This is a genomic window from Ruegeria sp. MALMAid1280 (assembly GCF_049195285.1).
Classification (GTDB): Bacteria; Pseudomonadota; Alphaproteobacteria; order Rhodobacterales; family Rhodobacteraceae; genus Ruegeria.
In genome coordinates this window covers 1-21,375 of record NZ_JBMIRT010000045.1, presented here as the reverse complement: position 1 = coordinate 21,375, position 21,375 = coordinate 1, and the positions used below count along the sequence as shown (strand labels likewise).

The 21,375-nt window shown below is 61.7% G+C and carries 20 protein-coding genes and 1 pseudogene; 9 read left to right on the top strand and 12 right to left on the bottom strand.

Annotation, left to right across the window (positions count from 1 at the left end; genetic code table 11):
- Positions 1 to 19: 19 nt before the first annotated feature.
- The 7 genes from addA to regB are packed head-to-tail and all read right to left on the bottom strand — an operon-like array spanning position 20 to position 11,458.
- Positions 20 to 3,379, bottom strand: coding sequence for a double-strand break repair helicase AddA (gene addA / locus ACOQFT_RS09050; protein WP_421597612.1), 3,360 nt, complete (start codon positions 3,377 to 3,379; stop codon positions 20 to 22).
- The gene (gene addB, locus ACOQFT_RS09045) at positions 3,376 to 6,303 is read right to left on the bottom strand and encodes a double-strand break repair protein AddB (protein WP_421597611.1); all 2,928 of its coding nucleotides are present in this window, start codon (positions 6,301 to 6,303) and stop codon (positions 3,376 to 3,378) included. Before addB ends, addA begins: the two co-directional genes overlap by 4 nt.
- A complete protein-coding gene (locus ACOQFT_RS09040) occupies positions 6,296 to 6,982 on the bottom strand; it encodes a nucleotidyltransferase family protein (RefSeq protein ID WP_421597610.1) in 687 nt (228 codons plus the stop codon). The genes addB and ACOQFT_RS09040 overlap by 8 nt, the downstream gene beginning before the upstream one ends.
- Positions 6,979 to 7,983: an aminoglycoside phosphotransferase family protein gene (locus ACOQFT_RS09035; RefSeq protein ID WP_421597609.1), complete on the bottom strand. Its 1,005-nt coding sequence runs from the start codon at positions 7,981 to 7,983 to the stop codon at positions 6,979 to 6,981. The genes ACOQFT_RS09040 and ACOQFT_RS09035 overlap by 4 nt, the downstream gene beginning before the upstream one ends.
- Positions 7,980 to 8,453 carry a tRNA (adenosine(37)-N6)-threonylcarbamoyltransferase complex ATPase subunit type 1 TsaE gene (gene tsaE, locus ACOQFT_RS09030; RefSeq protein WP_421597608.1) on the bottom strand — a complete coding sequence of 158 codons (474 nt, stop codon included), beginning with the start codon at positions 8,451 to 8,453 and terminating at the stop codon, positions 7,980 to 7,982. The genes ACOQFT_RS09035 and tsaE overlap by 4 nt, the downstream gene beginning before the upstream one ends.
- Before the next feature lie 41 nt (positions 8,454 to 8,494).
- Complete coding sequence (locus tag ACOQFT_RS09025; protein ID WP_421597607.1) at positions 8,495 to 10,000, bottom strand: PAS-domain containing protein; 1,506 nt, start codon at positions 9,998 to 10,000, stop codon at positions 8,495 to 8,497.
- A gap of 60 nt (positions 10,001 to 10,060) precedes the next feature.
- Positions 10,061 to 11,458 (bottom strand): sensor histidine kinase RegB, encoded by a 1,398-nt coding sequence (regB, locus tag ACOQFT_RS09020; protein ID WP_421597606.1) that lies wholly within the window; start codon positions 11,456 to 11,458, stop codon positions 10,061 to 10,063.
- 92 nt (positions 11,459 to 11,550) lie between these two features.
- Here regB and ACOQFT_RS09015 point away from each other — a divergent pair, with 92 nt between their 5' ends.
- The 3 genes from ACOQFT_RS09015 to ACOQFT_RS09005 all read left to right on the top strand — a co-directional run bounded on the left by ACOQFT_RS09015 (position 11,551) and on the right by ACOQFT_RS09005 (position 13,336).
- On the top strand, positions 11,551 to 12,171 hold the full coding sequence (locus ACOQFT_RS09015) for an SCO family protein (protein ID WP_421597605.1): 621 nt from the start codon (positions 11,551 to 11,553) through the stop codon (positions 12,169 to 12,171).
- Positions 12,172 to 12,247: 76 nt separating this feature from the next.
- On the top strand, positions 12,248 to 12,802 hold the full coding sequence (locus tag ACOQFT_RS09010) for an ActR/PrrA/RegA family redox response regulator transcription factor (protein ID WP_421597604.1): 555 nt from the start codon (positions 12,248 to 12,250) through the stop codon (positions 12,800 to 12,802).
- Between the two features lie 162 nt (positions 12,803 to 12,964).
- Complete coding sequence (locus ACOQFT_RS09005) at positions 12,965 to 13,336, top strand: DUF1330 domain-containing protein (RefSeq protein WP_421597603.1); 372 nt, start codon at positions 12,965 to 12,967, stop codon at positions 13,334 to 13,336.
- 115 nt (positions 13,337 to 13,451) lie between these two features.
- On the opposite strand, the gene ACOQFT_RS09000 is transcribed toward ACOQFT_RS09005, so the two are convergent.
- The gene (locus ACOQFT_RS09000; protein ID WP_421597602.1) at positions 13,452 to 14,045 is read right to left on the bottom strand and encodes an HD domain-containing protein; all 594 of its coding nucleotides are present in this window, start codon (positions 14,043 to 14,045) and stop codon (positions 13,452 to 13,454) included.
- 205 nt (positions 14,046 to 14,250) lie between these two features.
- Here ACOQFT_RS09000 and ACOQFT_RS08995 point away from each other — a divergent pair, with 205 nt between their 5' ends.
- From ACOQFT_RS08995 to ACOQFT_RS08980, 4 genes are all read left to right on the top strand, one after another.
- A complete protein-coding gene (locus ACOQFT_RS08995) occupies positions 14,251 to 14,565 on the top strand; it encodes a hypothetical protein (protein WP_421597601.1) in 315 nt (104 codons plus the stop codon).
- Positions 14,566 to 14,665: 100 nt separating this feature from the next.
- Positions 14,666 to 16,054 (top strand): adenosylhomocysteinase, encoded by a 1,389-nt coding sequence (ahcY, locus tag ACOQFT_RS08990; protein ID WP_421597600.1) that lies wholly within the window; start codon positions 14,666 to 14,668, stop codon positions 16,052 to 16,054.
- Between the two features lie 13 nt (positions 16,055 to 16,067).
- Positions 16,068 to 16,817: an extensin family protein gene (locus ACOQFT_RS08985; RefSeq protein WP_421597599.1), complete on the top strand. Its 750-nt coding sequence runs from the start codon at positions 16,068 to 16,070 to the stop codon at positions 16,815 to 16,817.
- A gap of 133 nt (positions 16,818 to 16,950) precedes the next feature.
- Complete coding sequence (locus tag ACOQFT_RS08980; RefSeq protein WP_421597598.1) at positions 16,951 to 17,292, top strand: DUF2853 family protein; 342 nt, start codon at positions 16,951 to 16,953, stop codon at positions 17,290 to 17,292.
- 203 nt (positions 17,293 to 17,495) lie between these two features.
- On the opposite strand, the gene ACOQFT_RS08975 is transcribed toward ACOQFT_RS08980, so the two are convergent.
- Genes ACOQFT_RS08975 through tsaD form a run of 4 tightly spaced genes read right to left on the bottom strand, consistent with a single transcriptional unit; the run spans position 17,496 to position 20,245 of the window.
- The gene (locus ACOQFT_RS08975; protein ID WP_421597597.1) at positions 17,496 to 17,918 is read right to left on the bottom strand and encodes an EVE domain-containing protein; all 423 of its coding nucleotides are present in this window, start codon (positions 17,916 to 17,918) and stop codon (positions 17,496 to 17,498) included.
- Complete coding sequence (locus ACOQFT_RS08970; RefSeq protein ID WP_421597596.1) at positions 17,918 to 18,187, bottom strand: YciI family protein; 270 nt, start codon at positions 18,185 to 18,187, stop codon at positions 17,918 to 17,920. The genes ACOQFT_RS08975 and ACOQFT_RS08970 overlap by 1 nt, the downstream gene beginning before the upstream one ends.
- Before the next feature lies 1 nt (position 18,188).
- Entirely contained in the window at positions 18,189 to 19,151 is a 963-nt protein-coding gene (locus ACOQFT_RS08965; RefSeq protein WP_421597595.1) for an NAD(P)H-dependent glycerol-3-phosphate dehydrogenase, read from the bottom strand.
- A complete protein-coding gene (gene tsaD, locus ACOQFT_RS08960) occupies positions 19,148 to 20,245 on the bottom strand; it encodes a tRNA (adenosine(37)-N6)-threonylcarbamoyltransferase complex transferase subunit TsaD (protein ID WP_421597594.1) in 1,098 nt (365 codons plus the stop codon). Before tsaD ends, ACOQFT_RS08965 begins: the two co-directional genes overlap by 4 nt.
- A gap of 97 nt (positions 20,246 to 20,342) precedes the next feature.
- Here tsaD and ACOQFT_RS08955 point away from each other — a divergent pair, with 97 nt between their 5' ends.
- Both ACOQFT_RS08955 and ACOQFT_RS08950 read left to right on the top strand, forming a co-directional pair.
- Positions 20,343 to 21,056, top strand: coding sequence for a uroporphyrinogen-III synthase (locus tag ACOQFT_RS08955; RefSeq protein WP_421597593.1), 714 nt, complete (start codon positions 20,343 to 20,345; stop codon positions 21,054 to 21,056).
- Positions 21,057 to 21,110: 54 nt separating this feature from the next.
- Positions 21,111 to 21,375, top strand: a pseudogene (locus ACOQFT_RS08950) (hypothetical protein); the annotation flags it as partial.

Here is a 21,375-nt window from a genome sequence, read left to right as displayed (position 1 = left end):
GGGGCCGGGCATGGTAAGGTCAAGATATCTGGGTGCAGGTCAGTGCATCCGTCACAAGATCGTGTGGCAACCACATGAGCTCTGCCGTGCGCGTCCACAGGATCGCCGTGCGGATTTCACGATCCGGATAGATCTGCGCAAGCGCCTGCGCATAGGCCCCCATCTGCCGCAACAGGCCTTGGGGGCAGGTCGCAGGGCTGTCCGGAACCGTGGCATTTGATTTGAAATCAATCACCTGGACGTCGGTCTCGGTCACGATCAGCCGGTCGATCACCCCGTGCATCCGCCGCCCGTTCAGCGCGGCAGCGACCGGAACTTCGGCCAACGCGTCGCCCGCGAATACCGCTTGCAGATGATCCGCTGTCAGCACATTTTGCGCTTCGGTCAGCAAATCCTGCCAGCCCGCTTCCTGCATATCGGGCAGAACCCGGGCGCAGAGCTGCGGCCATTTTTCCTGCGCAACCGAGGGCAAATGTTCCAGCAGCAAGTGCAAGCGCGTGCCGCGCAGCTTGGCGGCCTCTTCATCCTGACCTGAATCGCCGGGCAACGCCTTGGCCCCACCCAGATCAGACGGGCTGAGCGTTTCAGGTGCCGGCTCGGGAATCGTGGCAGGGGTCTGGAACCGGTCCGGCAAGGGAGTTTCTGCAATTTCAGTTTCCGCCTGTTCGACAATCGGCAGCGCGTCCCAATTCGCGTGGGACAGGCGCAGCGTGCCCGAGTCTGGCAGTTGCGTGGCCCCGGCCCGCGCCATTGCGGCCTCAACCATCTGATACCAGCTGGTGCCATCCTTGCCGACATCCCCCGCCGCGCCCACGATCAACCACTTTTCAGCCCGTGTCAGAGCCACATATAGCAGGCGAAGACGTTCATTTTCCTCCCGCGCCCGCGCCTCGGCCCGCGCCTGGGTGATCAATGCCGGAGAGGCATCGCCGGGCACTTTCCACAGGGGCGTACCCTCACCCACCATGATCTCGGCGTCACGCGGGGCCTGTCGTTTGCCGGTATCCGGCAGGATCACGATCGGCGCCTCCAACCCCTTGGAGCCATGCACCGTCATCACCCGGATCATGTTGCCGACGCCGCTCATCTGCCGTTTGATTTCCAGATCGTCGGTTTGCATCCACACAAGAAAGCCGGTCAGGCTGGGGATATCGGTGCGTTCATAAGCCAGCGCCTGCGACAGCAACGCATTTATGCCGTCTTCGGCCTCGGCCCCCAACCGGCCCAGCAGTTTGCGCCGCCCGTCATGGCGGGTCAGGATGCGTTCGATCAGGTCATAGGGGCGCAGAAAGTCGATCTGACCGCGCAGATCGTTCAGGACGTCCAGCGTTTCGGGGAAATCTTCAGCCCGTTGGCGCAGCGCCGCCCACAGGAATTGGTCCTGCCGCCTGTGCGCCAGATCGAACAATTGCTGTTCGCTCCAACCAAACAAGGGCGATTTCAGCACGGTCGCCAGCGACAGGCTGTCTTCGGGCGTGGCCAGAAAGCTGAGCAGCGCGGCCAGGTCTTTCACGGCCAGTTCCGCACCCACCTTCAACCGGTCGGCCCCGGCGATGGGCAGGCGCAGGGCCTTGCAGGCGCGGATGATCTCGGCAAACAGATCGGATCGGCGCTGCACGAGGATCAGGAAATCCCCCGGCTGTACCTTGCGGCGAACAAATGTGCCGGGCGCATCGCCATCCTCGGGGATCGTCTCACCCCTGTCGATCATATCCTTGATCGACCGGGCCACCTTCTCGGCCAGAATGACGGTATGATGCCGCGCGCCGGGGCGGTCGACCGGATCGGTCCAGTCGCCATCATCGTCGTCTTCGACTTTTTCAACCACCGGCCACAGATCGACCCGACCGGGCAGATCGGCCTTGAAGGCGCGGTGCAGGCTGTCTTTGTGAAACCCGGCCTCAGCCCGGTTTTCGAACAGGATATCGACCAGAGACAGGATCGCACTGGAGGACCGGAACGAGTACTCCAACGTCGAATCCCACAGTTTAGAGCCTGATTCCGTCAATCTGCGCCCAAATTCCCGCTGCATTCGGTCAAACGCTGCGGGGTCGGCCCCCTGGAAGGAATAGATCGATTGCTTCTTGTCGCCGACCACGAAAATCGTGCGTTCAACCCCGGATCGTGCCCCTTCCCCGCTGGTGAATTCCTGCGCCAGTTTCTCGACCACGTCCCATTGGTCCGGGCTGGTGTCCTGCGCCTCGTCGACCAGAATATGGTCAATGCCGCCGTCCAACCGGTACAGGACCCATTCCGCCACCGCCGGATCGTTCAGCACCTGCCGCGCGCGCAGGATCAGATCGTCGAAGTCCAGCCAGCCGCGCAGCTGCTTGCGGCGTTCGTATTCCGGTAGGAAGGCGGCCGCGAACCGGTGCAGCACATGTGTCTTGCGCGCCGCAACCAGCGCCAGCCGCTGCTCGCGCGCGGCCTCGACCCGCAACATCAAGGATTCCAACTGCGGCATCTGCGCGGCCAACACCCCTTCGCGCAGGGCCTTGGTCGGGAAGCTGTTGATCTTGGCGGCAAAGGGCTCCTTGGCGGATTTCCCGGTCAAAAACACGCTTTCCAATACCGGCAGGTTACCGACCTGCGCTTGGGTAAAGGTCGCCAGCTTGGCCGCAGCTTTGGCGTTATTGCCGCCGCTTTCAGCCAGCGCCGGCAGGATCGAGCGGATCAGATCGACCTCACCGCCCATGAAAACGCGGGACTGCAGGGCGTCTTCGTCAAACTCCTCTGGCAGATCGAACCGGCGCAGCAGGTCGCGCCAGCCCAGCGGCTGAGCAAACAGGTTGCGTTTATGGGTGATGGCGGCGGTCAGGTTGTCGAACCCCGTGTCGGTGACAAACCGGGCGACATCCTCGATCAGCGCGGCCTGCTGGCCTTCGGCAAAATCCTCAACAATCTCTTCGCGCAACAGGGCGGCGGCGCGGTCCTCCATCTCGGAAAACTGAGGGCTGACCCCGGCCTCCAGCGGAAAGCGCCGCAGCAAAGAGGCGCAGAACGAATGGATCGTCTGAATTTTCAGACCGCCCGGTGTCTCAATGGCGCGGGCAAATAGCGTACGTGCCTGCGCCAGTCGATCAGGATTGATGACACCCGGCACGCCCAGGTCGGTCAGCTGGGTCAGCAGCGTGTCGTCGCCCAACATGGCCCACTCACCCAGCCGTTTGAACAGCCGGTTCTGCATCTCGCTGGCGGCGGCCTTGGTATAGGTCAGGCAGAGGATGTGCTGCGGCTGCACCCCGCCCAGCAGCAGACGCGCCACCCGATCGGTCAGAACCCGCGTCTTGCCCGAACCCGCATTGGCCGCCAACCAGGTCGAGGCATCGGGACGCGCAGCCTGCACCTGACGTTCGGTAGCATCGTTGCGGGCGTTCATTTCAACACCTCGGGATCGGTCTCATCGGTGCGGTCCCATTCGCCGAAACGGGCCAGATGGTCATAGTCGCCAATATCGGTGTCCTTGTGCAGCATCCGGCGGGATGTGAAGCCCTGATCAGGCTCTAAATAGGCGGAAATCAACTCTTTCAGTTCGGCCAGGACCTTGTCTGGCGGTTCCTTGGCCAGCGGCGCTGTGACCTCTTTGTAGGTGCCGCCCATGCCGATAAAGACCGCCTCAGCCACCGGCAGCGGGTCGATCCCTTCGATGGCGCCCTGCTCGGCCATTGCCGCCTCGATCAGCAGCTGCTTGTCGAACTTGGCCTGCTGGCTTTCGGTCGGCGGGGTGCCGGTTTTGTAGTCCACAATCCGCAGCGCACCGCGACTGTTGTGGTCGATCCGGTCGGCGCGACCGGCGATGGTGAAATCCAGCGGGCTCAGCACCAGTTTCATTACGGCCTCGAACGCCACCGGCCCGCCATCGCCGCGCCGGGCGGTTTCGGCGGTCAGGAAATCGTCGGCAATGCGGTCCAGCCGGGCCAGCCACAATTTGCGGGCCGTGGGCCAGGCGACATGCTGATCCAGCAGTGTCTCGGCGCGTTTCAGGAAGTTCTCACGGGTCAGCAAGGCGCTGTCCAACACGCTGTCCTTGACGAAATGTTCCAGGATTTCGTGGATAACGATTCCGCGCAGCAGGGCATCCGGGGCCTGCACCAGCGGGTCCAGCGGCCGCAGGCGCAGCACATGTTTCGCATATATCGCATAGGGATCGCGGATCAGGCGTTTGATTTCCGTCACGCTCAGACGGCGCGGGCGTGCGGTAACCGGCGGGCGCGGAGACGGGCGCGGCGCCGGGTCGATCCGGGGTGCGGCCTCTAGCTGTTCCGTCCAGCGCAAATATGTCTGACCACGGGCGCGCATCGCTGACAGGGCCCGAGGACCACCCTGCCCCGGCAAGCCCTGCAACAGGTTCGTCATGCGGTTCAGCCAGCGCGACGGCACGGTTTCGGCGTCGTCTGACCGGGTTGCGCGGGTCAGCCAGACCTCGGGCGCGCCGACCGCTTGCTGGAAATCATGGGCTGACAGGCCAATGCGGCGTTCGGGCAGCAAAAGCCCGGCCTTGTCACGCATCTGACGGTTCAGCCAGGGGTCCGGCGCGGCGGCTTCGGGCCAGCTGCCTTCATTCAGGCCGCCCAGGATCAGCAGATCGGCACCCTGCACCCGTGCCTCGAGCGTGCCCCAGATCATGATATGCGGATGCGGCGCGTCGCGGTCGCGGACCTCTTCCCCGGCCAGCAAAGCGCCCAGCAGATCGGCGAAATCATGGGCGGTCATCGGACCGCCATGCTGCGCCTCATCCTCCAGCGCGGTCAGTACCGACAGCGCCTTTTGGCCTGCGTTCTTGTCCCAGAGCGGCCCGGTATCGCCCTCGCTGCCGACAGAAATCGCCTCGGCCAGCGCACGCAGCCGCGCCACCCAATCCGACAACGGCAATTCACCCGTGACATGCTGATCGCAGAAATGCCTGGTCAGCCAGCCCATCCAGCCCTTGGGCACCTCTTTACGGATGGCGAAGGCGGTCAGGCTGGCGCTGTCGGGAAACGGAGGACCATGCCGCCGCAGGTCCAGCTCCAGATCGCGGCTATGCAGCAGATGCGCGCCGCGATCGCCGCCACCGTGGCACAAGGGGTGCTTCAATAGAGTCAGCAGCGCCTCACCCTCCAGCCGCCGGGCGAACAGGCCCGCCACATGGCGCAGGAACCGGCCCGGAGGCGACAATTGCAGCGGCAGGCCCGCGCTGTCATCAGGCAGGATGTTCCAGCGATCCAGCGCGGCACTGACCTGCCGGGTCAGCATCCGATCCGGGGTGATCAGCGCCGCGGTTTGGCCGGTTTCGGCGGCCTCACGCAGGCGCAGCGCGATGGCGAGCGCCTCGGCCCGGGGGGATTGCGCCTCGACCAGTGTGAGGTCCTTGGTCGCATCGTCCTGATCAGTCAGTTGAGGTCCTTCGGACATCCAGGCATCGGTGATTGGAGCGGGGCGTAACGCCAGCGAAATCAATCTGTTACGCGCGGGCGAGGGAGCAGGATCAGCGGTCCACGGCTCGATCTGGCCGGGCTGAAGCTCAAGCCGGGTCATCAGCTTGCGGAACCGGAATTGCGGGTGATCTTCCGAGGTCAGCGCGTCCTCCAGCCCGCGCCAGACATGATCCGGCTGGTCGAAATCATAGCCGGGCAGGATCAGCGCCCCTTGCGGCAGACGGGCGACGGCCTCCATCAGCATCAGTGTGGTGCCGCGCGAGCCGGTTGACCCCGCGAGGATAACCGGGTGCTGCGGTGGCGCCGCCTGCCAGCGATCGATCAGGCTTTCCACCACACGCCGCTGCCGCGCCTGCGCATCCAGCGCATTGGGACCGGAGTCGATAAAGTGATCGGCAATCCCGATAAAGGCCTGCGCCCGCGCCCAGTGACCAGACATATCGCTGACATCCAGTTGGCGGATCGTATCGGGGGAGACCCCTTCGCCCTGCATCTCGTCAATCAGCGCGGCCAGACTGTCGGAGAGATCAAACAGCGAGGACCGCGCGGCCAGATCAGGCTGTTGCTCCAACAGCTTGGCAATCAGCTGCGTCAGTTCCAACCTGCGCCGTAGGCCCGGAATGGCGGGGGGTATTTGCGCCAGATCGACGCTTTCCCCCAAATCGGTGACCAGCGAAAGCCGCGGCAACAGGCAGGCCGGGCCCAGATCGAACAGATCGCGCACCCGGCGGGCCATCCGGCGGGTGTTCACGACAAGCTGCACCCGGGCCAAGGCCTCGGGCGGGTGTTCGGCGCTGCGCTGTCGCAACCCGTCCACCAGCGCTTTGGGGAAATCCGATCCGGGCGGAACGGCAAAGACGCGGGGTGCGGCGCTGGGTTCAAACATCCGCGATCAGCCCCTCGGCCAGAGCGATGCCCTCGGGGCGGCCCACATCGCACCAGCGGCCGGGATAGGTGACGGCGAACAGGCGACCTTGGCCATGTATCTGATCCCAAAGCAGGTTCAGCGAGAATGCCTTGTCCGGAATGGCCATCAGCCCGTCAGTCTTCAGGATTTGCGCCCCGCCATAGATCAGACCGGGACCGCGGGTGATCCGGCCGTCGGCATCGGCGGTGAAATCACCTGCGCCGGTGTGTCCGAGTGTCTGGTTGGTTGGAATGCACATCAGCAACGCATCCATCCGATCCGGATCCCAAGCCTCGCGCAACAGGGTCAGAGGGTTCGGTCCGGCCCAGATTGCATCGGTGTTCAGGGTATAAACCGGGTCCGGTCCCAGCAGGGGCAAAGCCGCCCGCAACCCGCCGCCGGTTTCCAGAATCTCGGGCTCTTCACGGGACATCAGCACGCCTTTGGGGGCCAGATGTGCGGCAAGCTGATCGGGCAGATAGTGCAGATTGGCCACCACGCGACCCGGGCCGAGATCATCCACCAGATCCAGCGCATGATCGATCAGGGGGCGGTCCGCGACCTCGATCAGGGGTTTCGGGCGGGTTTTGGTCATCGCGCCCATGCGGGTGCCAAACCCGGCGGCGAACAGCATCACGGCTTCGGGGAGTCGGGTCATGTCTGTCTGAGCCTGTCCAGGTTTTCCGGGGTCGGGGCGGGCAGGGCCGTGCGCAGCAGATCGGCCACGGTGGCCAGCGCCGGGTGGTCCAGATCGCGCATCAGATGCGCCCAAGTGGCAGGGATCAGTTCAACATACTGAGGTTTGCCGTATTCCGTCGCCAGACGGGCAAAAACGCCCAGAATCCGCAGGTTTCTCTGCGCCCCCAGCACGGCATAGGCGGTGCGGAAATCGTGATCGTTCACGCCGGTCGCGGTGATATAGCGGCTGACCATCCGCATCTCGGTCCCCGCGGCCACATCGCGGCGGACATCCTGCAGCATCGACACAAGGTCATAGGCCGGATGACCCAGCATGGCGGTCTGGAAATCCAGCAGACCCACCCGTTTCACGCCGTCACGGTCCTGCAGCCAGATCAAGTTTTCGGCGTGGTAATCGCGCTGGATCACCACTTTGGTCCCCGAGGTTTCCTGGTGCAGAATGTCCGAAAACCGGTATTCGAACTGTTCCCGCGCATCCCTGTCGTGCTGACCCTGAACCGCCTGCGCGTATTTGGAAAAGGACAGTGCCGCAAGCTCGGTCATCAGTGACGGGCCGTATGAGGGCAGCGACAGGGTGGGGGCCTTGTGCAGCGCGATCAGAACGTCGGTTGCGGCCTCGTATAGCTGCAGCTCCCTCTTTGGGTTTTGTTTCAGGATGCGGGCAAACAAGTCGTCGCCCAGGTCTTCCAGCAGCAGAAAGCCGTATTCCGCATCTTCGGCATAAATCTCAGGCGCGCTGAGGCCGACGGACCGCAAATGGTTCGCCATGCGCACAAAATCCTCGACCGGTTCGGCTTTGCCCGGCGGAGAGTCCATCAACACGGCGGTCCGGCCGGTTTCGGGATCGGTCAGACGCTCGTATCGACGGTTCGAGGCATCCCCGGCCAGCGGCGCACGCTTGGCGTTGGCCCATGGTGTTTGTGCAATCAGCGCCTCGGCCAGCACAGCGCGGTTGGTCATGCGGCGCTCTCCAGTTTGGGGGGCCATTTCGGATCGGACCACGACAGGGTCAGATGACGGTTTTCCATCGTATCAGGGTCTGTTTCAAAGCTTAGTTTCAGGGCGGTTTCAGGGGTCAGCGGACCCAGCTTGCCGGGCCATTCGATCAGACAAATGGCCGCATCAAACGCCTCGGTCAGGCCCAGTTCCTCGATCTCTTCCACGGCGCCCAGCCGGTAGAGGTCGCAATGCCAGATCTCGCCTGCCGATGTGTCATAGGCCTGCACCAACGTATAGGTGGGCGAGGGCACATCCTCGCGGACGGTCATCAGCGATTGGATCAGGCTGCGGGCGAAATGGGTCTTGCCGCTGCCGATCTCACCTTCAAGCAGCAGCACGTCGCCGGGGCGCAATTCCGCCCCCAGCCGGGCGGCGAATTGCGAGGTTTCTTCGGGTGAAGTCAGGGTGATCGAACGAGGGTGCAGCGTCATGGCGCCACAATGACCTCAGGCCCTGTCGGCTGCAACCCGGTTCAGGCGCTGATTTGGCGTATCGGCTGCGCCGTCCGAAGCTCATCCACCACGAACCGGACAATCGTGGCGCCGTTCTGCATCGGGCTGACGATACAGATCAGTTCGGTGCCATTGCGCATCCGAATGTCGCCGGACCATTCGGCGCGGTTGTCGCGCATCTCGACAAAGTCGCGCACTTCACCCAGCAGCGGCGTGGCAGCGCATTGGTCCTGCCAGCTGCGCGTGACGTCCAGCACCGAGTCCGGTTCGAACCCGGTCTCGTCGGACTCTCCCCATAGTTTTTGATAGGCACGGTTGGTAAAGGCCAGCGTTCCGTCATCGCCGAACACCGCGATGGCATCGGCCAGCTTGTCCAGAACCGATTGCATCAGGTCCATTTCCGAGCGGAACCGGCGGGTCAGGGTAATCTCGGCGGTGATATCCTCGAACAGGAACGCCACCGCCCCGTCAGGATGCGGGCGCCCGCTGACCGAATAGACCGACCCCGAGGGCAGCGACCAGGTTTCCTGGTAATTCCCGTCCTCGGCGGCCTCGAGCAGGTCATTCATCTGACTGCGCCAGCTGCGGTAATTCTTGGGTTCCGGCATCATGTGCTGATCGCGCAGCCGGTCGAAAAAGCTGGACAGGCCGGGGCGGCAGCTGAGGAAATCCGGGGGCAGGGTGGTCAGGTCGATCAGGGCCGGGTTGAACAGCGCCAATTGTCGGTTGCGGTCGAAGATCGCCAGCCCGATGGACAGCTGGGCGAAGGTCTTCGTCATGGTTTGAACGAATTTGCGCTGGGCGGTTTCGGCCGCAACAATGGCATTGATATCAACTGCATAGCACAGGTGACCTTCGGGGTGATCGACCAGCGTCAGGTCGAACCACAGCTTGTTTTCGCTGCTCTCGGACGAGATCGAGATGCGGGTTTTTGCGCTTAGCCGCGCATCGCCGTCCGCCCCGGGAAACAGCGGTGCGGTCAGATCGGTATCCGGGCCACGAACCTTTCTGGCCAAGGCGACATAGGCTGCATTGCACCAACGGACATTGCTTTGATAATCCAGCAGCCAAACGGGGTAGGGCGCCTGCTCCATCGCCAGACGGATCGGATCCTGCGTGTCGCGCTGGACCGGAGTTGGACGGTCGGCGCTGTGGCGCAGCTGGACCCGGACGATACCGTCAATCCACTCGCACAGGATATCCCGTTCGACGGTGCAGTCGATGGCGGGTATGATCAGCATGCCCTGACGCCGGATATGGTCGGGTGTTTCGGGAAAGCTGGGAAAATCCCGCTGCAGCAGACGGCGCAGGTCGGGCCAGTCGCGGACTGCTTCGAACCCTTCCAGCGCGATGTCGGAATGGCTGATCAGGCGGTTGCCGTCGAACAGAAATACCGCATCATACAGCGATGCAGGTGCGGACAAGCCGAAATTGTCGCCCCGCTGCCGGCGGCGGGGCAAAAGCCATTGCACCGCCAGGCTGGCAGACACCAGGCTGATCGCGGCCAGAATGATCCAGTCGACCATGCGCCCTCCGGAACTGATACCGGGGGAACTATGCGTGTTAATGGTTAACGGGGTCTTAACTCAGACCCGGATGCGCTGGTTCTCACCCGAGGGGACAGGGGTATCGCCGGTCTGGGCATCCACCAGATTGCGCGGCCACGACACCCTTACAATCGCGCCCCGGCGTTCGGGATTGTCACACAGCGTCTGGTAGGGGTCCGAGCCGTTGGCAAAGTCCAGCTCGGCACCGCTGCGTTCCAGCAGGGTCTTGGCGATGAACAGACCCAGCCCCATGCCTTCATATTCCGGGCGGGTCTTCTGGTCTTTTTCGGTCCGGCGGCGACGCATGAATGGATCGCCGATGCGGCCGATCATCTGGGACGGGTATCCGCGCCCGTCATCCATGATATTGACGGTGATCTGATCCGCAGTCCATTCAGCCTCGACCCAGACATTGGCGCGGGCGAAATCCACCGCGTTCTGGATCAGGTTGCGCAATCCGTGAATGATCTCGGGCTTGCGCAGGATCGAGGGTTGCTGCACATCGCCATCGCCCGCCGGGCCTTCGGCAAAGTGAACGGCTTTGCCCCGGTGGATATGCGGCTCGGCGGCCTCATGCACCACGGTGGACAGAGGCGCCTGCCGCAGATGCAGGTCGTCTTTGCCGGCCCGGCCCATATCGCGCAGGATGTCGCGGCAGCGGTTGGCCTGTTCGCGGATCAGGGCAGCGTCTTCCTTCAGGTCAGGGCGGTCCTCCAGTTCCTCGATCAGTTCGGAACTGGTCAGCTTGATGGTGGCCAGCGGTGTGCCCAGCTCATGCGCAGCCGCCGCAACAACGCCGCCCAGATCGGTCAGCTTCTGCTCGCGCGCCAGAGCCATATGGGTGGCGGCCAGAGCCTCGGACATCGACTGCACCTCGGAGCTGACGCGGTGGGAATAGGCGCCGATGAAAACGATGGCGATAACAACCGCCGCCCAATTGCCGAACAAAAGCAGATCCGGAATCTGCAGTATGAGACCCTGTTCAGTGCGCAAAGGCAGGTGAAACTCAGCCAGCATGCTTGTCAGCGCAATTGCCACGGCGCCGACAATCACGGTCGAGCGTGTGCTCATCACATTGGCCGAAATCGTCACCGGACCCAGCAGCAGCAGGGCGAAGGGGTTGTTCAGGCCGCCGGTCAGGTACAGCAGGATCGCCAGCTGCGACAGGTCGAACAGCACCATCAGGAAGTTTTCGAACTCGGTCAGGCGCTTGTTTTTCGGAAACAGCAGAATGGCGGTCATGTTGCCCATGACCGACACGCCGATGGCCAGGTAACACAGCGCCACCTCCAGCTGCACCTGAAAATATTGCTGCGCAACCGTGATGGCGGTGAACTGACCGATGATGGCCACCCAACGCAGCAGGATCAGCGTGCGCAGCCGAATCCAGCTGCTGCGTTCCTGACTGCGCCATAATGTGATGTTGGAATTTGCCATCGGTCTATTATGTCCTGTTGCATCGGCTGGTCATCTTGATAGGTGTCCCGACCGAAACGATCAACAACCCCTCTCATCCCAGGATAGATGTCATGATCCGCCTTTACGCCATCCTTGCAACCGTTGTTCTGGCCGTCGGTCTGGGCGCCATGTGGCTGCTGACGCGGGGGGCGGGGTCGGACGATCAGTTCGCACAATGCCGGTCGGCCCAGATCGCCGGCGGGGCGGCCGCAATCGGCGGTCCGTTTGAGCTGGTTAACGGCAAGGGCGAAACCGTCACCGACACCGATGTGATCACCGAGCCGACACTGGTTTATTTCGGTTATACCTTCTGCCCCGATGTCTGCCCCTTTGACATGTCGCGCAACGCCGAGGCCGTGGACATTCTGGCCGAGCGTGGCCAGTCGGTGACGCCGCTGTTCATCTCGATCGATCCGGATCGGGACACGCCGCAGGTGGTGGATGACTTTGCCTTCAACCTGGGTGGCAAGACCATCGCGCTGACCGGCTCGCCCGAGCAGGTAAAGGCCGCCAGCCAGGCCTACAAGACCTATTACCGGGCGCATGACAAAAGCGACGAGTTCTATCTGGTCGACCATTCCACCTTTACCTACCTGGTGACGCCCGGGCAGGGTTTCCTTGAGTTTTTCAACCGCGATGACAGTGCCGAGCAGATGGCCGACAAGGTTGGATGTTTTCTGGATAAGCTGTGATGCGTTTGACCTTTGGAATGGCGCTGCTATTACTCATGTTTAAGCCAAAGGCGTGAAATAGCGGAAAGAACAGAATATGGCGGACAGCTCTGGCCTCGATATCGGCCCCGATAAATCCCTGCTTCTGGTGGATGATGACGAGCCGTTTCTGAGGCGACTGGCCAAGGCCATGGAAAAACGCGGGTTCGAGGTTGAAACCGCAGGCTCTGTCGCCGCAGGCCGCGCCATTTCCACCGCCCGCCCCCCCGCCTATGCCGTTGTCGATCTGCGGCTTGAGGATGGCAACGGTCTGGATGTGGTCGAAGTGCTGCGCGAAAAACGCCCCGACAGCCGGGTCGTGGTTCTGACCGGATATGGCGCGATTGCCACCGCCGTGGCTGCGGTCAAGATCGGCGCGACCGACTATCTGTCGAAACCCGCTGACGCCACCGACATCACCAGCGCGCTGCTGGCCAAGGGCGACGAACTGCCCCCACCACCGGAAAACCCCATGAGCGCGGATCGCGTGCGCTGGGAGCATATCCAGCGCGTCTATGAACTGTGTGACCGGAACGTCTCGGAAACCGCCCGCCGCCTGAACATGCACCGCCGGACGTTGCAGCGAATTTTGGCGAAACGTAGTCCGCGTTAGCGAACCCTTAGCCGGACATCGGCTTCCCTACAGAAAACATCGGTTTTACCTGCTTACAGGGGTAATCCGATCACCAACGGTTTCGACTTGCTGGCCTGATTTCCGGTCATCCTTCGAACTATGGTAGACTTGCTGTCATGTCATAGGAGAAGGAGAGAACGAATGTTTCGTCAAGTATTCTCAGTACTCTCACTACTTTTTGGTTCTTTGGTTCCGGTTATGGCAAGTGCAGAAGACGCAAAAGGCTATATTGTCGGAACGGTTACAATCCAGAACAAGGATTGGATCGCCGAATACCGCCCGAAAACTGCCGAACTGTTAGAAAAACATGGCGGCAAAATTCTTGTCAGGGGCGCGCCCGTCGAAACTCTGGAAGGTAAGGCGCCAGAAGCAAACGCGATACTCGTTGTCGAGTTCCCTTCTGTTGAAAGCGCCCTTGCCTGGTACAATGACCCGGAATACGCACCGCTTCGTGATCTGCGTCAGACAGGATCAACGGTTGACTGGGTCTTGGTAGAGGCACTGAACAAGTAGCTATCGTGATGACTGTTTAATGGTGCGGACCGAGGGTTTTGGCCCGGTTTGTACTTTGAACCTTCGTTACGCGTCTGCTTTGGGCTCAGAAGGGGCGTTTGACCAAATTGGACAGCTAGAGCCCATCTATCAGCGCCTCATGCCGCTCCATATACGCCTCTCGCACCTCAACCGGCGGGCGCAGAGTAATCTCCAACCCTTCCATCACCGCCTTATCCGGGCGACCGAAGAATTTGGTCGCCTCGGCCTCGGAAAAACCCGCAATCTGGGTGGCCTCCATCCAGGCGCTGATCTTGTCGGCCTTTTTGATCTGTCGTTTCACCGTTTTCGGCACTGCAGCAGGCAGGCCAAAGCGGATGTGGATCGCTGCCGCCAGACGGTCATCCAGTGCGCCGTAGTCGGGGCCGACGGCGGATTTGACTGGCGAGATCATATCTCCGATCACATATTCCGGCGCGTCGTGTAACAAGGCTGCGAGCCGCCATTTCACCGGTGCTTTTGGGGCGATCCGGCCAAAAAGCTCTTCGACCAGCAGGGAATGTTCGGCCACGGAATAGGCAAAATCCCCTGCCGTTTGGCCGTTCCAGCGGGCCACAAAGGCCAGCCCGTGGGCGATATCTTCGATTTCGATGTCCACAGGGGTCGGGTCCAGCAGGTCCAGCCTGCGCCCCGACAACATCCGCTGCCATGCTCGTGCTTGTGTTGCCATTCTGCCATGCCTTGTGAAGTGGGACACGTAAGTTTCGCGTTTTTGTGTTATGATGTACCTGTCGAGATCACCGGCTGCCAACTTTTTCTTGACCAGACGTGCTTTGAACCAGCGCGTGGTGATACCGACATTTGTGCTGAGGGGGGTGCATGCTCCTCCTGGTGTGCCCCTCTCGGAACGTAACTCGTATCGAAAGGAGCTAGCTATGTTTAAGCGACTGTTTGGAATTACCCTGACCTTTGGAATGGCCGCCACTGCCCCACCCGCATTTGCCCAAAGTTGTGCACAGCGTGAACATGTGATCGCCAAGCTGCAGGACAGCTATTCAGAAGAGCTGGTCTTTGGCGGATTGCAGAAAACACGCGGTGCGCAGGCGGTCATGGAGGTCTGGACCTCGAAGGAAACCGGAAGCTACACGGTTCTGGTGACCCAGGCGAACGGCATCAGTTGTATTGTCGCCGTTGGCACTGATTTTTTTGAAGCGATCCCGAAGATTAAGCTAAAGGGTCAACCCAGCTGAATTGAGCGGCGGAAAACCCCGTTTCCGGCCATTCGCGTTGCCACCTGCCCCAAGGAATGCTAGGGGCAGCCCGAACGTGATTTACTCAATGGAGCACCTGATGGCCGGGGACTATATCGTCAAAGACATTTCATTGGCCGGGTTTGGCCGTAAAGAGCTGGACATTGCCGAAACCGAGATGCCGGGCCTGATGTCCCTGCGCGCCGAATATGGCGAGGCCAAGCCGTTGAAAGGTGCGCGGATCGTCGGTTCGCTGCACATGACCATTCAGACCGCAGTTCTGATTGAAACCCTGGTTGCACTGGGCGCGGATGTGCGCTGGGCGTCGTGCAACATCTTCTCGACCCAGGACCATGCGGCGGCGGCGATTGCCGAAGCCGGCATTCCCGTTTTCGCCATCAAGGGCCAGACGCTGGAAGAGCATTGGGATTATCTGGACAAATCCTTCATGTTCGACGACGGCCCGAACATGATCCTGGACGATGGCGGCGACGCAACGCTGTACATCCTGCTGGGCGCACGCGCCGAAGCGGGGGAAGACATCATCCCCGTTCCCGGTTCGGAAGAGGAAGAGGTGATCAAGAAGCAGATCGTCAAGCGTATGGCCGCGTCCCCAGGCTGGTTCACCAAGATGCGCGACCAGATCAAGGGCGTGTCCGAGGAAACCACCACCGGTGTGAACCGCCTGTATCAGCTGGTGAAAGAGGGTCACCTGCCGTTCCCGGCGATCAACGTCAACGACAGCGTCACCAAGTCGAAATTTGACAACAAATACGGCTGCAAGGAATCGCTGGTCGACGGTATCCGCCGCGCCACCGACACCATGCTGGCCGGTAAGGTTGCCGTGGTCTGCGGGTATGGCGACGTGGGCAAAGGCTCGGCCGCGTCGCTGGCTGGCGCAGGTGCCCGTGTGAAAGTGACCGAGGTTGACCCGATCTGCGCCCTGCAGGCCGCGATGGACGGGTTCGAGGTCACGCTGCTGGAAGACGAAGTTGCCTCTGCTGACGTGTTCATCACCACCACAGGCAACAAGGACGTGATCCGCATCGAGCATATGCGCGAGATGAAGGACATGGCCATCGTCGGCAATATCGGTCACTTCGACAACGAAATTCAGGTGGCCAGCCTGAAGAACCACAAATGGACCAATATCAAGGAACAGGTGGACATGATCGAGATGCCCTCGGGCAACCGCATCATCCTGCTGTCCGAAGGCCGTCTGCTGAACCTCGGCAACGCCACCGGCCACCCGTCCTTTGTGATGTCGGCCTCGTTCACCAACCAGGTGCTGGCGCAGATCGAGCTGTTCACCAAGGGTGATCAGTACAATAACGACGTCTACATCCTGCCCAAACATCTGGACGAAAAGGTTGCCCGTCTGCACCTGGACCGCATCGGCGTGAAGCTGACCAAGATGGACGCCGAGCAGGCCGCCTATATCGGTGTGAAACCCGAAGGCCCCTACAAGCCCGAGCACTACCGCTACTGATTGCGGGTCGGGTATGACCAAACGCACGGGACGCCGCCGGATCTTGTATCTGGCGGCGTCTTTTCTTTTTACCTGTCTTGTCTTGCTGATCCTTGTGGGTGGTGGCGGGTGGTTGTTGCTGTCCCATCCGAAAACACCCCTTCCGGCGCATTGGAACCCGCTGCGGGACTTATCGGTAGCGGCCCCGGTGACCCCGATCACCGGATACCAGCTGAACCGGGCGCTGGCGGATGACGCCCAATGCCGTGCGGTTTTGTCCGAGGCCGGTGTTATGTTCGCGCCGATGGAAGATCTGGTCGTCGATCGGAATTGCGGGATTTCAGGCCGGGGAGAGTTGTCACAACTTGGCACGGCCCGCCTTGCACCGGTTGAGACCCGTTGCACCACCGCCCTGCGGTTGGTGATGTGGGAACACCACGTGGTTCAGCCCGCTGCACGGGATGTTTTGGCGACCAAAGTTCACAGAATTCGCCATCTGGGCAGCTACAACTGCCGTCGCATGCGCACCGCTGAGGGTGAAAACAACCGGTGGAGCAGTCATGCGACAGCGGATTCGATCGATATCACTGGGCTGGAGCTTGAGGACGGACGGAAGCTCAGCCTGCTTCATGACTGGGCAACACCCGGTCCCGAGGCCGAGTTTCTGCACCGCATCGGGCAGGGCGCCTGTAATTGGTTCCGGGTGGTGCTGAGCCCGAATTTCAACCGACTTCACGCGGATCATTTCCATCTGCAAGGACCCGGCTGGGGGTATTGCCGGTAACCTCTGCCCTCGGCGGCCCCAGCAGGGGGGAGAAACTGCCGATTTTTTTCCTTTTGGGATGGCCATAGTCGCGGCTAATCTTTTCCGGAACGGCGCAATGCGCCGTAACAACACAAGTTTAGGAGAATTGAACATGGGAAAACGCGACGAGCTGATCGCCAAATACGCCGAAGATCTGAAAGGCAAATGCGGGATGGACCCCGATATGGACCTGCTGACCAAGGTCACCATCGGTTGCGGTCCGGCGATCTATGACGCCGACGCGTCGACCGTGGCGGCCACGCAGGAAGCCGAGCTTGAGACCGTCAAGAACAATTACCTGATCAAGAAACTGGGTCTGGCGGACGGGCCGGAACTGATGGAAGCGATCAATTCGGTTCTGGAAACCTATGGCATGTCCGAGCGCAACAAATACCGCGCCGTGGTCTACTATATGCTGACCAAGCGGTTCGGAAAAGAGTCGGTCTACGCCTGATCCTTTGGTTTTCTGGCGCCCGCCCCGCGGCGGGCGTTTTCAATTTTAAGCACTTGGCGTTTGTGCCAGCCGCCAGAAATGGGCTAGTGTCAGAGTGCGACCAGGACGGTCAGAGCCAAAGATTTCCATATGCGTGTGGTGAGTAGGGAGCACGCGGGGTAGGGAAGGTTCTGCAACCGTCAGGGCCTTCCCTTTTTATTTGATCAATCCGCTTGCGTGCCACCCAAGGCGCAGATCACCTGCCATTCGGCCTCGCTGACCGGCTGAACCGACAGGCGCGAGTTCTTCACCAGAACCATCTCGGCCAGACGCTCGTCCGTCTTGATCTGGTCCAGCGTCACCGGTGTTGTAAACGGCCGCACCGCCTTGATATCCACGCAGTCCCAGCGTTCGTCATCGGTGGTGCTGTCGGGATGGGCCTCGGCGCAGACCTCGACGATACCGACAATCGCCTTGTCCTTTTGCGAGTGGTAGAAAAACCCGCGATCCCCGACCACCATCTGCCGCATGAAATTGCGCGCCTGATAGTTGCGCACACCGTCCCATTCTTCGCCCGCATCGCCTTTGGCAACCTGCTGGTCCCAGCTCCAGGTCGATGGTTCGGATTTGAACAGCCAGTATGCCATCAGCCCACGACCTTCTTCCACGGGATCAGGTCGACGGACTGGAACAGCCCTGCCTTGGCATAGGGGTCATTTACGGCCCAGATTTCGGCGGCAGCCATGTCCTCGACCTCGAGGATCACCAGCGAGCCGATCATCGCGTCCCCGTTCAGCAACGGACCGGCCTGTGAAACGACGCCGGTTTCCTCGATATAGGCCAGATGGGCCGCGCGGTTGTCCAGCCGGGTCTGCAAGGCGCCGTCCTTGTCACGGGCGATGAGGGCGATCAGCATGTTATTCCTCCTTGAGGGGTCGGTTGAGCAGGGTTTCGATGGCTTGCGCGACACTGTAGGCACCGTGGCTCAGGTCTGCCACTGTGGCACTGATGGGCATGTCCAGCCCCTCGTTTGTGGCGATCTCGGACATGGCGCGCGCGGTGGCGACGCCTTCGACCGTTGTGTGGCTGTCAAAGGGACGATTCAGACCCAAACTCAGGCCAAAACGGTAGTTTCGGGAAAGGTCGGACGAGCAGGTGAGCACCAGATCCCCCAGCCCGGACAGCCCCATCAGCGTCTCGGGTCGCGCACCACGCATCAGGGCAAAGCGCTGCATTTCGGCAAATCCGCGGGTCATCAAGGCGGCGCGGGCGCTGTCGCCGAGGCCCGCCCCGATGGCGGCCCCGCAGCCAATGGCCATCACGTTTTTCAACGCGCCGCCCAGTTCCGCGCCGATCACATCCGTCGTGCGATAGAGGCGCAGATTGGCGGTGGTCAGTTCGGTCTGAAGTGTTTCGCTCAGATCGGCATCCGCGCAGGCCAGGGTCAGCGCCGTGGGCAGCCCCCGTGCGATGTCATCGGCAAAGCTAGGCCCGGTCAGCAGGGCAGGGCGCGCGTTCGGAATGGTCGCGCGGATCACGGAAATGGGTCCGAGGCCGGTGGATAGCTCGATCCCCTTACAGCAGGCCACCAGCGTTTTCCCGGCCAGATCCGAGGTATGTTCTGTCAGAGCCTCACGTAGTTTCTGCATCGGGACGGCCAGCAACAGCACATTCGCGGCGACGGCGTCTTCAATATCGGCGGTCACGGTAATTGCATCCGGTAGGGTTACATTCGGCAGGCGGGCCGAGTTCTGGCGGCTGTTTTGCATCTGCACCACCTGACCGGCGTTGCGCGACCACAGCGTGACCGGCCCGTTTCCGGCCAGCGAAATTGCCAGCGCCGTGCCGAAGGCACCGGATCCCAGCACCGAAACACTCATGCCTTGGCCCCTTTCTTGCCGCTGCCCAGCATCGCCGGGCTGGTTTGGTCCAAGGGCCATCGGGGTCGGGCTGTCAGGTCCAGACCATCGCGGGCGCCGGTGCGAAACCGCTCCAGCCCGGCATAGGCGATCATGGCCGCGTTGTCGGTGCACAACGCCAGCGGCGGCGCGGTGAAACGGGCGCCTTTTTCGGCGCAAACAGTCTCTAACGCGGCACGAATGGCGGTATTTGCGGCAACACCTCCGGCCACGGCAATCACCGGGTCCGCGGGGTTTTCCTCCAGATACAGATCCATCGCGCGGCGGGTTTTCTCGGCCAGCGTGTCGACGATGGCCTGCTGAAACCCGGCGCACAGATCAGCGCGATCCTGACGGGTCAGGCCGCCTTTTTCGGCGACGATCTGGTCCCGCATCCGCATCAGCGCGGTCTTAAGCCCCGAAAACGACAGGTCACATCCGGGTCGATCCAACAATGGCCGGGGAAAGCGAAACCGTTTGGGATCACCCGACCGGGCCTCGGCCTCGACCGAGGGACCGCCGGGTTGCGGCAGACCCAGCAGGCGGGCGGTTTTGTCGAACGCCTCACCCGGCGCGTCGTCGATAGTGCCGCCCAGTCGGGTGAACTGTTCTGGCCCCTGGGCGATCAGGTATTGGCAGTGCCCGCCTGAAACCAACAGCATCAGGTAGGGAAAGGCGATTCCATCGGTCAGGCGCGGCGTCAGAGCATGGCCCGCCAGATGGTTGACACCGACCAAAGGCAGGCCGGTCGCGGCGCAAAGTCCTTTGGCACACATGACGCCGGACATGACCCCACCGATCAGGCCAGGACCGGCGGTGACAGCGATGGCGTCCATATCGGCAAGGGTCAGGCCCGCAGCCGCAAGCGCCTGCACCACGCAGGTATCCAGCTTTTCCGCATGCGCCCGCGCGGCGATTTCGGGCACCACACCGCCAAAGGCGCTGTGCAATTCGGTCTGGCCGTGTACGATGGATGACAGCACTTCGGCCCCGGCGCCATCGGTCTGGCGCACGACGGCGGCCGCTGTGTCGTCACAGCTGCTTTCCAGTCCGAGGACGGTAAGTGTTTGCACCATTGGCCCGATCCGTTACACCTTGATTGCCAAGCGGGGTATCACCCCGCGCGGATGCAAACAATCCCAAGGCGGAAGGCGCCGACTGTTGTATTTGCTGATGACCCGCCCGCGCGCTGCTTCTGAACGGTTTGTTGCGCAGCTGCCGACCCGCATCAGATCGCAGGTCGAGGTTATCTATTCCCCGATCCTCGAGATCAAACCCCTGCCGATCAGCGTCGATACCAACGGTTTGCGCGGGCTGATATTCACATCTGCCAACGGGGTGAATGCCGCGGTGTCTCTGGGTTTGGCGCGCGACATGCCTGCCTTTTGCGTTGGCCCTGCCACCACCGGCACCGCAAAAGACGCCGGGTGGGACGCGCAGATGGTTGGCGCAACCGCCGAGGAACTGGTGGCGTATCTGCTGAAGCATCGCCCTGAAAGTCCGCTGCTGCACCTGCGGGGTGAACACAGCCGGGGCAATATCGCTCACCGCCTGACCGAGTCGGGCCTGACCGTGCGCGAACAACCCGTCTATCAGCAGCGCCTGTTGCCGCTGACACCCGAAGCCGCTGCGGTTGCTGACGCAGATATACCGGTTGTCGCACCGCTGTTTTCACCCAGAACGGCGCGACAATTTGCCGATATCTGGACCGGTTCGGCGCCCTTGTGGCTGGCCGCAATCAGTCAGGCGACGGCGGACCCCCTTTATTCCTTGGACTATGCGCATCTGAAGATTGTCAACGAGCCGACCCCGAAGAAAATGCAGAAAGCCGTTAAAAAACTTGTGAAACATGCGATGCGGGTTGAGGGCAGCGGGACCACCGATTAACCTAGAGTGGTCTGTTATTCATGTGAAATTGGATTCGATAAGGGGAACGTTGCGGTGGCTGGTAAGAAGAAAACCGATCGAAAGCCGGTGGAAGACCCCAAGTCGAACGAAGCGGTTGAATCCGTTTCCACGCAGGATGGTGCGCCTCTTGACGCGGTCGAGCCTGTAGAAGAGGCCCTTTCCGAAGCCGAAGCCGAAGCCGAAGCCGAAGCCGAAGCCGAAGCCGAAGCCGAAGCCGAAGCCGAAGCCGAAGCCGAAGCCGAAGCCGAAGCCGAAGCCGAAGCGGAGGCCGAAGCCGAAGCCGAAGCGGAAGCCGCGG

Coding starts and splice junctions, on each gene's coding strand:
- addA (WP_421597612.1), bottom strand. CDS start 3,379: ATGAACGCCCGCAACGATGCTACCGAACGTCAGGTGCAGGCTGCGCGT.
- addB (WP_421597611.1), bottom strand. CDS start 6,303: ATGTTTGAACCCAGCGCCGCACCCCGCGTCTTTGCCGTTCCGCCCGGA.
- ACOQFT_RS09040 (WP_421597610.1), bottom strand. CDS start 6,982: ATGACCCGACTCCCCGAAGCCGTGATGCTGTTCGCCGCCGGGTTTGGC.
- ACOQFT_RS09035 (WP_421597609.1), bottom strand. CDS start 7,983: ATGACCAACCGCGCTGTGCTGGCCGAGGCGCTGATTGCACAAACACCA.
- tsaE (WP_421597608.1), bottom strand. CDS start 8,453: ATGACGCTGCACCCTCGTTCGATCACCCTGACTTCACCCGAAGAAACC.
- ACOQFT_RS09025 (WP_421597607.1), bottom strand. CDS start 10,000: ATGGTCGACTGGATCATTCTGGCCGCGATCAGCCTGGTGTCTGCCAGC.
- regB (WP_421597606.1), bottom strand. CDS start 11,458: ATGGCAAATTCCAACATCACATTATGGCGCAGTCAGGAACGCAGCAGC.
- ACOQFT_RS09015 (WP_421597605.1), top strand. CDS start 11,551: ATGATCCGCCTTTACGCCATCCTTGCAACCGTTGTTCTGGCCGTCGGT.
- ACOQFT_RS09010 (WP_421597604.1), top strand. CDS start 12,248: ATGGCGGACAGCTCTGGCCTCGATATCGGCCCCGATAAATCCCTGCTT.
- ACOQFT_RS09005 (WP_421597603.1), top strand. CDS start 12,965: ATGTTTCGTCAAGTATTCTCAGTACTCTCACTACTTTTTGGTTCTTTG.
- ACOQFT_RS09000 (WP_421597602.1), bottom strand. CDS start 14,045: ATGGCAACACAAGCACGAGCATGGCAGCGGATGTTGTCGGGGCGCAGG.
- ACOQFT_RS08995 (WP_421597601.1), top strand. CDS start 14,251: ATGTTTAAGCGACTGTTTGGAATTACCCTGACCTTTGGAATGGCCGCC.
- ahcY (WP_421597600.1), top strand. CDS start 14,666: ATGGCCGGGGACTATATCGTCAAAGACATTTCATTGGCCGGGTTTGGC.
- ACOQFT_RS08985 (WP_421597599.1), top strand. CDS start 16,068: ATGACCAAACGCACGGGACGCCGCCGGATCTTGTATCTGGCGGCGTCT.
- ACOQFT_RS08980 (WP_421597598.1), top strand. CDS start 16,951: ATGGGAAAACGCGACGAGCTGATCGCCAAATACGCCGAAGATCTGAAA.
- ACOQFT_RS08975 (WP_421597597.1), bottom strand. CDS start 17,918: ATGGCATACTGGCTGTTCAAATCCGAACCATCGACCTGGAGCTGGGAC.
- ACOQFT_RS08970 (WP_421597596.1), bottom strand. CDS start 18,187: ATGCTGATCGCCCTCATCGCCCGTGACAAGGACGGCGCCTTGCAGACC.
- ACOQFT_RS08965 (WP_421597595.1), bottom strand. CDS start 19,151: ATGAGTGTTTCGGTGCTGGGATCCGGTGCCTTCGGCACGGCGCTGGCA.
- tsaD (WP_421597594.1), bottom strand. CDS start 20,245: ATGGTGCAAACACTTACCGTCCTCGGACTGGAAAGCAGCTGTGACGAC.
- ACOQFT_RS08955 (WP_421597593.1), top strand. CDS start 20,343: ATGACCCGCCCGCGCGCTGCTTCTGAACGGTTTGTTGCGCAGCTGCCG.